The following is a 12,886-nucleotide window of genomic DNA, read 5'->3' as shown; positions in this document are numbered from 1 at the left end:
CCCGAGCCGCCGTTGGCACGCCAGGTGCCCGGCGTGAACTGCAGTCCACCGGAGTAGCCATTGCCGGTGCTGATGGCCCAGTTACCGCCGGACTCGCATGCGGCGATCGCGTCCCAGTTGACGCTGTACGCCTTCTTCTCGGGTGCCGGGGCCTCCTCGGGTTCCGGCGCCTCCGGAGCGGGCAGCACGTCGGCCGGAGCCGGCGGCGCGTCCGGAGCCGGAGCGTCCGGCGCAGGGGCCTCCGGAGCGGGCAGCACATCGGCCGGGGCCGGCGGCGCATCCGGAGCCGGAGCGTCCGGCGCAGGGGCCTCCGGAGCGGGCAGCACATCGGCCGGAGCCGGCGGCGCATCCGGAGCCGGCACGAAACCGGCCGGCTCGATCGGGGACGGCGCGCTTTGGAGGGCCCCCTCGACATCAGCGGAGGCGGTCGCGTTGGACAGGCCCAGCGGGGCCGAGGCGAGCACCGCGGCGAGCGCGGCCATGCGAAGCGTCTGGCGGACGTTCTGCAACGTTGTTCCTTTCACGGGTGCGCACGCCGAAGCAAGCCCAGCGGAGGTGGGCTGATTGCCGGTTTTATGGGCGGTCGGCTACTTCGAATCGCGCCGTCTCGTTCAGGCACGACAGCCGGGGCGCCAGCCAATACCGGGCAGTAGCCCGGCGGCCGCACGGGGGCGTCATCGCCGTCCGTTGCCCCCGCTCGCACGCGGGTGCGTGTTTTCGATCTGTTGTTGCGTTTTCAGATCGCTTTGGACCGTACGAGAAACGCGCCGCACTCGTCATCTCATGACACGCCGGTGCCCGGCGTCGATAACAACTTGGTCACGACCGGCTCAGCCAATCGATCCCGCTGGTCACATGCGCATTTGTCGCACGGGTCAGTTTCAAACTTCGCACGCCGAATAGTGAGTCAAATCACGCCCTTTTTGTGATCTGCGCCACCGCTTTTGGGCGTCATCGCCGCCAGTTCGGAGCCTCTTCCAACCTGCGCGATCAGTCGTAAAAGTTATCAAGATCACACATTAGAGTGGCGTCTCGCAAGCGATTTCAAAGGCTCTGACCAAACCATCTGCACCAGAGCAACTTTCAGTTACCACCATTATGCAGTGCTTAAAACTATTGTCCACCAGTATCTTTCGCGGCTTCGAGCGGCCGGCGGGGACGAATATTTGCAACTAGCTGGGAGATCCGTCAGTTCGCTAGTGCGACAAGAGGTCCGGTCAGCGACCGGCAGACTACGCGACCCCGGAGACCGCGAATGGCTCAGTGCCCGAGCCGTCGCCGGCGACCATGACCCGTTGGGTGTCTGACCGCACGATCAATGCGGAGAGGTCTCGCTCACCCGCGGCAACGAGATCGTCGACGGCAGAAGCCAATTCGGTGCGGTACACCGCGGCCAGGTAGTGGTTCGCTCCGTCCCACGGTAAGACGATGTCAGCGTTCAGCGCCGCTGCCCGGGCAGCGAGCACGTCGATCACGTCGGGGTCGAGGAGTTCCGCGTCGACCGAGCACAAGAATGCGTGTGTCGCACCCGACTCAGCCGCGGCGCGCAGGCCGCGGCCGACCGCGGACAGTTGCCCGTGGCCGCGCACATCGTCGCGCACAATCTGTGCCGGGAGTTTCGGTAGCGACTGTCCCGGTGAGGTCACCACGAAAACGGGTTCGCACCGCTCTGCGACGACGCTCACGACGTGTTCAACCGCCGTGGTGTGCCCGTCGCGAACCTGCTCCAGCGCCTTCGCCCGGCCCTCCCAGGGCGACGCGCCCGCAGCCAGCACCACGCCGGCGAGCGAAGCCGGCTTACCCGTAGCAGTCATGTCAGTTCACAGTCCAGGTGTCACGGCCGTGCAGCAACGACTGCAACGCGGCGCGGTCGGAAGGCTTCGATTCTTGCGCGGCCTGGATCTGCGACCGCGCAGCATCATCATAAGTGGGCCGGTTGACCTGACGGAAGACGCCCATCACCGTGTGCTCGAGGTTCTGCTGCGACAGCCGCGACAGCGCGTAGGCGTAGGCGGAGTCCTCGGCGTGCGCGTCGTGGACGACGATCTCGCCGGCGCTGACATCAGCGGTCTTGGCCACCTCGAGTCCGAAACCGGATCGCACGACACAGTATTCGTCGCCTGAGCCGAAGACGATCGGCTCACCGTGGTGGACGTTGATCACCCGATCCTCGGCGCCCTCCTTACGCAGCGCGTCGAACGAGCCGTCGTTGAAGATCGGGCAGTCCTGCAGGATCTCGACAAGCGCCGAGCCGCGGTGGGCGGCCGCGGCACGCAGCACCTCCGTCAGGCCCTTGCGGTCGGAATCCAGCGCGCGCCCAACGAAACTCGCCTCGGCGCCCAGTGCCAGCGACACCGGGTTGAACGGCTGGTCGAGCGATCCCATCGGCGTCGACTTGGTGACCTTGCCGACCTCGGAGGTCGGCGAGTACTGGCCCTTGGTCAGACCGTAGATCCGATTGTTGAACAGCAGGATGGTCAGGTTGATGTTGCGCCGCAACGCGTGGATCAAGTGGTTACCACCGATCGACAACGCGTCGCCGTCGCCGGTGACGACCCAGACCGAGAGGTCTTCACGCGACAGTGCCAGGCCGGTCGCGATCGCCGGCGCACGGCCGTGGATCGAGTGCAGGCCGTAGGTTTCCAGGTAGTACGGGAACCGGCTCGAGCAGCCGATACCGCTGACGAAGACGATGTTTTCTCGCCGTAATCCCAACTCCGGCAAGAAGTTTCGCATCGTATTGAGGATGACGTAGTCGCCGCAGCCGGGGCACCAGCGGACCTCTTGGTCGCTGGTGAAGTCCTTGGCTTTCTGCGGTTGGTCCGTGGTGGGCACCCGGCCGTGCCCGGACAACATGTCCTCCAGGCCCAGGTCTGCGCCGATCAGGTCAGTCATACAACTAGCTCCCTGCTCCCACCGTGGCCGCTGCCAATCTCGCGACCATCGTTTTGTCCTGCTCGATTTCGGCCAGCGTGCCGCTCAGCGCCGCGCGGATCATGCGGCCGACCTCGTCGGCCAGGAACGCGGCGCCCTGAACCTTGGTAACCGATTGCACGTCGACCAGATACTTTCCGCGCAGCAGCAGCGCCAGCTGGCCCAGGTTCATCTCCGGGCACACCACCTGCGGGTAGCGCCGCAGCACCTCGCCCAGGTTGGCCGGGAATGGACGCAAGTGGCGCAGGTGCGCGTGGGCGACCTTGATGTCGTGGCGCCGGGCACGCCGGCAGGCCTCGCCGATCGGGCCGTACGAGCTTCCCCACCCAATCAGCAGCAACTCGGCGTCGCCGCTCGGGTCGTCGACTTCCAGATCGGGAACCGAGATTCCCTCGATCTTGGCTTCGCGCAACCGCACCATCAGGTCGTGGTTGGCCGGGTCGTAAGAGATGGCGCCGGTTCCGTTGGCGGACTCCAAACCACCGATGCGGTGCTCGAGCCCGGGCGTGCCGGGGATCGCGAACAGCCGGGCGAGTGTCTCGGGGTCGCGGGCGTACGGCATGAACGGCTCGTCGGGGTTGGCGAAGGTATGCCGAATACGTGGCAAGTCTTCGACATTCGGGATGCGCCACGGCTCAGAGCCGTTGGCGATCGCGCCGTCCGACAGGATCACCACCGGGGTGTGGTATCCGACCGCGATGCGCACCGCCTCCAGCGCGACGTCGAAGCAGTCCGACGGCGACCGCGGCGCCAGCACGGCCACCGGCGACTCGCCGTTGCGGCCGTACAGCGCCTGCAGCAGGTCAGCCTGTTCGGTTTTCGTCGGCAGACCGGTCGAGGGTCCGCCACGCTGCACGTCGATCACGATCAGCGGCAGCTCGGTCATCACCGCAAGGCCGAGGGCTTCGGACTTCAGCGACAGGCCGGGGCCCGAGGTGCTGGTGACGCCGAGCGCGCCGCCGTAGGAAGCGCCCAACGCGGCGCAGATACCGCTGATCTCGTCCTCGGCCTGAAAGGTCAGGACGTTGAAGTTCTTGTGCTTGGACAGCTCGTGCAGGATGTCCGACGCCGGCGTGATCGGGTAGCTGCCCAGCATGACCTGAAGATCGGCCAGCTGACCGGCGGCGACGATGCCATAGGACAACGCGGTGTTGCCCGAGATCTGGCGGTACTCACCGGGGGGCAGCTTCGCCGGCGACACCTCATAGGTCACGGCGAATGCCTCGGTGGTCTCCCCGTAGTTCCAGCCGGCTTTCAGCGCCAGAACGTTTGCCTCAGCGATGTCGGGCTTGCGGGCGAACTTCTCCCGGATGAATCGCTCGCTGGTCTCGATCGGCCGGCCGTACATCCACGACAGCAGGCCGAGAGCGAACATGTTCTTGGCGCGCTGGCCGTCCTTCTTGGTGGCGCCGATGGCCTCGACGGCGCCGAGGGTCAGCGTGGTCATCGCGACGGCTTCGACCTTGTAGTCGGACAGTTCGCCGGTTTCCAGCGGGTTGTTGTCGTAACCGACTTTGGCGAGGTTGCGCTTGGTGAACTCGTCGGAGTTGGCGATCACCAGGCCGCCGATCGGCAGGTCGATGATGTTGGCCTTCAACGCCGCCGGGTTCATGGCGACGAGAACGTCGGGCCGGTCACCGGCGGTCAAGATGTCGTAGTCGGCGATTTGAATCTGGAACGACGAAACGCCGGGCAGGGTGCCCTGCGGCGCGCGGATTTCGGCCGGATAGCTCGGCTGGGTCGCCAGGTCGTTACCGAAAAGCGCTGCCTCGGAGGTGAATCGGTCGCCGGTGAGCTGCATGCCGTCACCGGAGTCGCCCGCAAACCGGATGACGATCTGTTCCAGTTTCTCGGTCTTTCTCCGGCCGGGTCGCGCCGCGTCGGCTCCGCTTCCATTCGGACCCACGTCGCCGCCTTCCGTAGCTGTTCACCGCCCCGGCATGTGGTCGTAACCGCGGCAAATCGTCCGAGTTACGCCCCGACCGATTTTTATGTCACTGGCAGTACCGATTATTGCACTTCTCTTAGGGATTCACGGACCGCCAGCCATACCTCCACGCTACCGCCTCTCCACTAAAGATCGAGGTCAGAAACGCGCAGTCGATATCAGCCAAGGCTAAATGTGGTGTTGGTCACTTTTTGCGGAGCGCAAAGTCTAAGAACCGAAGTTACGCATCAGTAACGTTTGCTAGCGGCTGGCCTCCCCCATTTGGGGGAGGCCGTCAGCCTGGGTCAACCCGTCGTTTCGGGGTGAGTTGGGCCCGGTTTCGGGCATGGCCGCGGCGAACAGCACAAGGCCCGCGGCGGCGACGATTCCCAACGAAACGAAGGCAGCGTGGTAGCCCCCGACCACCACGATCCACCCCGCCAAGACGTTCGACAGCGCGGCACCGAGACCCCACATCGTGGTCAGCGCGCCAAGGCTCACATTGAAACGTCCGGTGCCGTGCGTCAGGTCCTGCACTACCAGCGGGAACAGCGCACCGAAGATGCCGGCTCCGACCCCGTCGAGCATCTGGACGCCAACCAGCCAATAGGGATTGTCGGACAGCGGGTAGAGAAATCCCCGGGCGGTCAGGACCGCGAACCCGATCAGAAAGATCCGCTTGCGCCCCCAACTGTCGGCCTTGGCGCCGGCCAAATATGCCATCGGCACCATCACCACTTGCGCGGCCACCACGCACGATGCCATCAACGCGGTGCCGACGTCTTTGTTCTGCAAGGCCAGGACCTGGCCGACGAGCGGCAGCATCGCGGCGTTGGCGAGGTGAAAGGCGACCATCGCCAGGGCGAAGATCAGCAGTCGCCGGTCGCGGAACAGCGCCGCAAGGCCAGCGGGCTGCGGGTGGGCCTCGCCGGCCTCGTGATCCATGCCGCGGGCACGGTCGTGGTCGATCGCATCGCCGGGGATCCGCAACGTCGCGACCACGCTCAGGGCTGCCATGGCGGCCAGCACCCAGAAGACGACAACCGGACCGAAGCCGTAGGCCAGTGCCCCCGTCATCACGCCGGCGGTGGCATTACCGGCGTGGTTGAACGATTCGTTACGCCCGATCCGCCGGGAGAAATGCCGGGCTCCAACGATACCCAGGGTGATCGCGGCCAGCGCCGGAGCGAACACCGACCCGGCGATCCCGGTCAGCGCCTGCAGCACCGCGATCGCAGCGAAGCTGGGATGCAGCGGAATGGCCAACGTTCCGGCGGTGACGGTCAGCGCGCCGGCGACGATCATCGCCCGTTTGGCCAAGGTCCGGTCGACCAGCGCGCCCGCCGGGGTTTGCGCCACGACAGCCGCGATACCGCCGATCCCCATCACGAACCCGATCGACGCCTGATCCCAATGGTGCGTCAGCAGCAGGTAGATCGACAGGTACGGCCCGAGTCCGTCGCGTACATCAGCCAGGAAGAAGTTCGCCAGATCCAGTGCGCGGAAAGCCCGAACCGGTATCGCGCCGGCGCTCAAGGCCTAGCGGTGACTACGCGCTCTTGTCGCGGCGCTCGGCGCGCGAAGGCTTGCGCGGCACGATCGTCGGCAGCACGTTGTCCTGCACGGTCTCCTTGGTGACCACGACCTTGGCGACGTCGTCACGGCTGGGGATGTCATACATCACCGGCAGCAGAACTTCTTCCATGATCGCGCGCAAGCCGCGTGCGCCGGTGCCGCGGTGGATCGCCTGATCGGCGATCGCTTCCAGCGCGTCCTGACTGAATTCGAGCTCCACGTTGTCCATCTCGAACAGCCGGGCGTACTGCTTGACCAGTGCGTTTTTGGGCTCGGACAAAATCTTGACCAGCGACTCCATGTCCAGGTTGGTCACCGAAGCGACCACCGGCAGCCGACCGATGAATTCGGGAATCAACCCGAATTTGATCAAGTCTTCGGGCATGACCTCAGCGAAGTGGTCGGTGGTGTCGATCTCGGCCTTGGAACGCACCTCGGCCCCGAATCCCAACCCGCGCTTGCCGACCCGGTCCGAGACGATCTTCTCCAGCCCGGCGAACGCGCCGGCGACGATGAACAACACGTTGGTGGTGTCGATCTGGATGAATTCCTGGTGTGGGTGCTTGCGACCGCCCTGCGGCGGCACCGACGCCTGGGTGCCCTCCAAGATCTTCAGCAGCGCCTGCTGCACGCCTTCACCGGAGACGTCGCGGGTGATCGACGGGTTCTCGCTCTTGCGGGCGATCTTGTCGACCTCGTCGATGTAGATAATGCCGGTCTCGGCGCGCTTGACGTCGTAGTCCGCAGCCTGGATCAGCTTGAGCAGAATGTTCTCGACGTCTTCACCGACGTAGCCGGCTTCGGTCAGCGCGGTGGCGTCGGCGATGGCGAACGGGACGTTGAGCATCTTGGCCAACGTCTGGGCCAGGTACGTTTTCCCGCACCCGGTCGGCCCCAGCATCAAGATGTTGGACTTGGTCAGCTCGACGGACTCGCCGGTACGCGACTCGCGCCCCTTCTCACCAGCCTGAATCCGCTTGTAGTGGTTGTAGACCGCGACGGCCAGCGTTCGCTTGGCGGTGTCCTGACCGATGACGTAGCCCTCCAGGAAGTCCCGGATCTCGGCGGGCTTGGGCAGTTCGTCGAGTTTTACGTCGTCGGCGTCGGCGAGTTCTTCTTCGATGATCTCGTTGCACAGGTCGATGCACTCATCGCAGATGTACACCCCCGGCCCCGCAATGAGCTTTTTGACCTGCTTCTGGCTCTTCCCGCAGAACGAGCACTTCAGCAGGTCGCCGCCGTCTCCGATGCGCGCCATGGTGCTGGGGGCCTACTTCCTTTTCACCGGTTCGATGGTGCTATCTCGCGTGTACTGACCGACGCTACCCGCTTGCTACACGGCGATGCGACCGGTAGAGCTGAATCGCGTCGGTGATATTCGAGTTATGCGCTGCGAACATATCTCTTTGAGCGCCCCGATGCTCGGCGGGCGCGCCGCCGTGTCGCCCCCGTTATGCGACCGAGGCAATGACGTGCGCCGACCGTGTAGTGAGTCCGAAAAGTGGACGTGGACATCGCACCACGTGCACGTCGGGCAATATGCGGACGTCAGGCCGTCGACGCGGAGAGCTTGCGGTACTCCAGAACCGTGTCGATGATCCCGTACTCCTTGGCCTCCGCAGCGGTGAGGATCTTGTCGCGGTCGGTGTCCTTACGGATCACCCCGGCGTCCTTGTTGGTGTGGTGCGCCAGCGTCGTCTCCATCAGCGTGCGCATCCGCTCGATCTCGGCGGCCTGGATCTCCAGGTCGGAGAACTGGCCCTGGATCACGCCGGCCAGCGACGGCTGGTGGATCAGAATCCGGGCGTTGGGCAGCGCCATCCGCTTACCGGGCGTGCCCGCAGCCAGCAGCACCGCCGCGGCCGAGGCGGCCTGGCCCAGGCAGACGGTCTGGATGTCGGCCCGGACGTACTGCATGGTGTCGTAGATCGCCATCAGCGAGGTGAAGCTGCCGCCCGGCGAGTTGATGTACATGGTGATGTCGCGGTCGGGATCCAGCGACTCCAACACCAGCAGCTGGGCCATGATGTCGTTGGCCGAGGCGTCGTCGACCTGGACGCCGAGGAAGATGATGCGTTCCTCGAACAGCTTGTTGTACGGGTTGGACTCTTTGACACCCCAGCTGGAGTGCTCGACGAACGACGGCAGGATGTAGCGCGCCTGCGGCTGGATTTCGGGGTTCATTCTGCTTCTCCACTGATGTGCGCGGCGCGGGTGATGATGTGGTCGACGAATCCGTACTCCAGCGCTTCCTGGGCGGTGAACCACCGGTCGCGGTCGGAGTCGGCCTCGATGCGTTCGATCGACTGCCCGGTGAACTCGGCGTTGAGCCGGAACATTTCCTTCTTGATGACGTGGAACTGTTCGGCCTGGATCGCGATATCGGCCGCGCTACCGGTCACCCCACCCAGCGGCTGGTGCATCAGGATGCGCGCATGTGGCAGCGCGTAACGCTTGCCCTTGGTGCCGGCGGCCAACAGGAACTCGCCCATCGAGGCCGCCATGCCCATCGCGTAGGTGGCGATGTCGCAGGGCGCCAGCACCATCGTGTCGTAGATCGCCATCCCGGCGCTGATCGATCCACCGGGCGAGTTGATGTAGAGATGGATGTCCTTGGTGGCGTCTTCGGCGGCGAGCAGCAGAATCTGTGCGCACAACCGGTTGGCAATGTCGTCGTCGACCTGCGACCCCAGAAATATGATGCGCTCGGAGAGCAGACGCTCATAGACCGAGTCGGTGAGGTTCAGACCCAGCGCGCTGGCGCGCATTTCACTCCCACGGCTCACAGTGGGTTACCTGCTTTCTTTACGTTCCGTATACACCGACACTAACCAAACCCGGCCGTCGAGCACTCCCCGAACTGACCGCGTTCGCTCACAGCGTCACTTCGTGTCGCCCGCCAACTCCTCCGACGACGCGTCGGCCTCGTCAGTTTCCTCAGCGTCGGCCTCTGCGGCGTCCTGTTGGTCGCCGGTGCCGAAGAACTCCGAAGTGTCGATCACGTTTCCGTCGGTGTCGCTGACGGTGGCCGCCTCGACCGCGGCGGCGATGGTCTTGCCGCGACGCACATCGGCGAACATCGCCGGCAGCTGGTTCTGCTGCTGCAGATAGCCCAGCAACTCCTGCGGCTGAATTCCGTACTGCCGAGAAGTCGTCACCAGGCGTTCGGTCAGGTCATCCTGGCCGACCTGAATGTCGAGGTCGTCGCCCAGCGCATCGAGCAACAACTGCGTCTTGATGGCCTTCTCGGCCTCGGTGCGGGCGTCGGCGTCGAACTTTTCGCGCGTCGTGCCCTGCTTCTCCAGCGCCTGGGCAAGCTTGGCCTCGTCGTGGTCCAGGCCGTGCAACGCATTGTGAATGGTGTTGTCCACCTGGGCCTGCACGACGGCTTCCGGCAACGGCATCTCGACACCTTCGAGCAGCGCATCGATCGCGGCGGTGCGAATCTGCTCGGCCTGCTGCACGCGCTTGACCCGGCTGACCCGTTCGGACAGATCGGCCTTCAACTCGTCAATGGTGTCGAATTCACTTGCCAATTGCGCGAATTCGTCGTCCGGCTCGGGCAACTCCCGCTCTTTGACGGAGCCGACCGTGACGGTGACTTCGGCCTCCTTGCCGGCGTGCGATCCGGCGACCAGTTCGGTGGTGAAAACCTTCGACTCGCCCGCCGACAGGCCGATGATCGCCTCATCGAGGCCGTCGATGAGCCGACCCGACCCGACCTCGTGTGACATGCCCGTCGTCGCGGCTTCGGGAACGTCCTCGCCGTCGATGATGGCCGACAGGTCGATCGAGACGAAATCACCGGTAGCGGCGGGCCGCTCGACGCCCTTGAGGGTGCCGAACCGCGCGCGCAGATTCTGCAGTTCGGCGTCGACGTCTTCATCGCTGACGTCGATCGGGTCCACGGTGATCTTCAGTGCGCTGAGGTCCGGCAGCGTGAACTCGGGCCGCACGTCGACTTCGGCGGTGAAGACCAGGTCCTCGCCGTACACCTTCTTGGTGACGTCGATCGCGGGCTGGCCCAGCGGCCGCACGTCGACCTCGGTGACTGCCTGGCCGTAGCGGCTCGGCAGCGCCTCGTTGACGACCTGGTCGAGGATCGCTTCCTTGCCGACCCGGGCCTCCAGCAACTTGGCGGGGGCCTTGCCGGGACGGAACCCCGGGATTCGGACCTGCTTGGCAAGCTCCTTGTAGGCCCTGTCGAAGTCCGGCTTCAGTTCCCCGAACGGCACCTCAACGTTGATCCGAACCCGGGTGGGGCTCAGCTTCTCGACGGTGCTCTTCACGGGCCTGCTCCTTGGTTGTCCTGATATGGCGTGCCAGTCGGGGTGACAGGATTTGAACCTGCGGCCTTCCGCTCCCAAAGCGGATGCGCTACCAAGCTGCGCTACACCCCGCGGTGACCACGCGATACTACGGCCACAGCTCGCCAGCCCTGCGTCCTGGCCTCACGACCAGCTCACGGGACGGCAACATTTGGATTTGATGTCTGCCGCGCCGTAAAGTCGCGCTCGACCAACACACGCGGGCGTAGCTCAATGGTAGAGCCCTAGTCTTCCAAACTAGCTACGCGGGTTCGATTCCCGTCGCCCGCTCCACACAGGCGCGGGCAGCCGCGCCGCTACCGCCGGGGCCGCTCGCTTCGGCCTCGCCCGCGAGCAACTCAAGGTCGTCATGGACCGGCTTCCAGATCGTGGGGTCGAGGTCCGATAGGTAGGGCGTGCTCGCGTCCACCTGCCTCGGCAATGTCGGGCTGGGGAAACCGAAGTCAATCAACGCTCGGGCGGGCGCCGGCGCCCGCCCAGTCGGGGTATGGGGTGTCCGACTGGTGTGTCCAGGCCCGCTCGTAGCGGTCAGGGTCAAGGGCCTGGTGCCGGGTATTTCATTTCGCTGGGCTTACGCAGCTGAAAATTGGCGAACGAGCTGCTCACCAGATCATCCACGCCTGTGCGCCAGTGGCTCCCCCGGTGAGACCGCTTCCAGCAGGGCGGTGATGACACAGATCGTCCCGTACACGCGCTCCATCTGCACCTGGTCGACCGGTAGCGCGTCTAAGGCGGGCAGATGCCGCACCCGCGAGGATGTCCCGATCGGGGTGAGGCGGCGATTCCACAGTCGGCTGTGATGGGCACAGATGTTGCGGACGATGGACATGTGCTCCAGCCAGTTCACCAGCGGGTGGTTGTCGCGCCAGCGTCGCCGCTGGCCCTTAGACGCCGACGGGTGGGGACTCACCCCGAACCAGTCGCCGATGACTTTCTGGTCGATGGATTTCAAGCCCGCGTACAACTTCGAGAGGTCAGAGAAGTCCAACACGTCTGTTAGCACCCAGATCGGCAGCTGCCCACCGTAGACCGCATCATGGTGGTCGACGAACTCGTCGCGTCCGCGGGCTCGGTCGACCCGTCGTTGCGCGGTTCGGTGCCAAGTGGCGTGATCGAAGGTCGGCCGAAAATGCCGTGCATCGGTGTGTGCCATCGGGTCTAGTGCCCCAGACGGTGTCCGATCTGGCTCCGCAACGCGACTTCGATTCGTTCCAATCCGCTTTGGACCGGCGTCTTCAGATGGCGATCGAACTCGTAGAGGCCGACGATTTCTGTGAACGTCGTACCCTCCACGAATGTGCTGAGCCGGCGGGACTGGCCAGTGATGTCGAGCTCGCGGAAGGGGTACCAGTACCCGCTCAACCGGTAGTAGCCGACCGCTGATAGCCAATGAGCGCCGAGGCGTCGTCAGTGATGTGCATGCCCCGAAGCCTCAACTTGGCGATCTGATCTGTGATCGACAGCCAGGCCTTGATCGGCTGGACCCGCATGGAGGAACGATAGCGAAAAGAAATCCGGCCCACTCCCGAGACAGAATCTCGGTGCGGGCCGAACGATTAAGCTCACTATACCCCACAGCTGAGACACCGCGCCCTTATCCAAGTCACGAGACCTAGTCGGTGTTCGGCCCCGGCGGCTACCCCGCTGCCGTGGCGATCGCGAACTCGGCCAACGGCGCCACAAGTTGAACGCATGCCGACAGCGGCATGCGGGACGGTTTCATGCAGCGGCGCCAGCGAGCAGGGCGGCGAAGCCTGGCCCGACGCCGGCGGGCTGTCAGGTTATGCGTCCTGGGAGACCTCGACGACGGCGACGGCCTTCTGGAGTCCGTACACGCCCCAGAATCGGCCGGGTCCTCGGCCAGGAACCTTCTGTCCACCTCAAAGACACGGGCAGCCGAGCTAAATACCCGCCCTGAGCGGCAACAATAGTACGATTTTGCTACCACCCTTCAAACGAGCTACGCGGGTTCGATTCCCGTTGCCCGCGCCAGACAGGCGCGGGCAACCGGGGCCGTCTAGGCTTTGAACGCTGAACAGGCCAACGTCGGCCGCCGGCGAGGCTGAGGAGGCCGACCCATCCCGCATCCAGACGCCACGACTGACATCCAGATACACGGCTC

10 protein-coding genes, 2 tRNA genes and 1 pseudogene are annotated in these 12,886 nt (G+C 64.9%); 1 reads left to right on the top strand and 12 read right to left on the bottom strand.

What is annotated here, in order from left to right; translation table 11 throughout:
• The 10 genes from AC2VOG_RS01880 to AC2VOG_RS01835 form a co-directional block, all read right to left on the bottom strand.
• A partial coding sequence (locus tag AC2VOG_RS01880; protein WP_486938218.1) for a transglycosylase family protein occupies nucleotides 1-509 on the bottom strand: 509 nt, incomplete at its 3' end.
• 723 nt (nucleotides 510-1,232) lie between these two features.
• Entirely contained in the window at nucleotides 1,233-1,814 is a 582-nt protein-coding gene (gene mobA / locus AC2VOG_RS01875; protein WP_486938216.1) for a molybdenum cofactor guanylyltransferase, read from the bottom strand.
• A 1-nt stretch (nucleotide 1,815) separates the two neighbouring features.
• Entirely contained in the window at nucleotides 1,816-2,895 is a 1,080-nt protein-coding gene (locus AC2VOG_RS01870) for a 2-oxoacid:ferredoxin oxidoreductase subunit beta (RefSeq protein WP_486938215.1), read from the bottom strand.
• A 4-nt stretch (nucleotides 2,896-2,899) separates the two neighbouring features.
• Entirely contained in the window at nucleotides 2,900-4,840 is a 1,941-nt protein-coding gene (locus AC2VOG_RS01865; RefSeq protein WP_486938214.1) for a 2-oxoacid:acceptor oxidoreductase subunit alpha, read from the bottom strand.
• Between the two features lie 282 nt (nucleotides 4,841-5,122).
• Entirely contained in the window at nucleotides 5,123-6,397 is a 1,275-nt protein-coding gene (locus AC2VOG_RS01860) for an MFS transporter (RefSeq protein WP_486938213.1), read from the bottom strand.
• Nucleotides 6,398-6,410: 13 nt separating this feature from the next.
• Entirely contained in the window at nucleotides 6,411-7,694 is a 1,284-nt protein-coding gene (gene clpX, locus AC2VOG_RS01855; RefSeq protein WP_486938212.1) for an ATP-dependent Clp protease ATP-binding subunit ClpX, read from the bottom strand.
• A 290-nt stretch (nucleotides 7,695-7,984) separates the two neighbouring features.
• On the bottom strand, nucleotides 7,985-8,620 hold the full coding sequence (gene clpP2 / locus AC2VOG_RS01850) for an ATP-dependent CLP protease proteolytic subunit ClpP2 (protein WP_486938211.1): 636 nt from the start codon (nucleotides 8,618-8,620) through the stop codon (nucleotides 7,985-7,987).
• A complete protein-coding gene (locus tag AC2VOG_RS01845) occupies nucleotides 8,617-9,204 on the bottom strand; it encodes an ATP-dependent Clp protease proteolytic subunit (RefSeq protein WP_486938217.1) in 588 nt (195 codons plus the stop codon). Before AC2VOG_RS01845 ends, clpP2 begins: the two co-directional genes overlap by 4 nt.
• Nucleotides 9,205-9,318: 114 nt before the next feature.
• Nucleotides 9,319-10,725, bottom strand: a complete 1,407-nt coding sequence (gene tig, locus AC2VOG_RS01840; RefSeq protein ID WP_486938210.1) for a trigger factor — start codon at nucleotides 10,723-10,725, stop codon at nucleotides 9,319-9,321.
• Nucleotides 10,726-10,762: 37 nt separating this feature from the next.
• Nucleotides 10,763-10,836, bottom strand: a tRNA-Pro gene (locus AC2VOG_RS01835).
• A gap of 127 nt (nucleotides 10,837-10,963) precedes the next feature.
• Between AC2VOG_RS01835 and AC2VOG_RS01830 the strand changes: the two genes are divergently transcribed.
• Nucleotides 10,964-11,037: transfer RNA gene (locus AC2VOG_RS01830), tRNA-Gly, on the top strand.
• 337 nt (nucleotides 11,038-11,374) lie between these two features.
• On the opposite strand, the pseudogene AC2VOG_RS01825 reads toward AC2VOG_RS01830, so the two are convergent.
• A pseudogene (locus AC2VOG_RS01825) lies at nucleotides 11,375-12,126 on the bottom strand (Abi family protein).
• Complete coding sequence (locus AC2VOG_RS01820) at nucleotides 12,123-12,254, bottom strand: hypothetical protein (protein ID WP_486938209.1); 132 nt, start codon at nucleotides 12,252-12,254, stop codon at nucleotides 12,123-12,125. The pseudogene AC2VOG_RS01825 and the gene AC2VOG_RS01820 overlap by 4 nt, the downstream one beginning before the upstream one ends.
• Nucleotides 12,255-12,886 lie beyond the last annotated feature (632 nt).

The organism is Mycobacterium sp. TH-M11 (genome assembly GCF_057473725.1).
The sequence above is the reverse complement of the archived record's forward strand: the minus strand, read 5'-3'. Positions and strand labels throughout refer to the sequence as shown.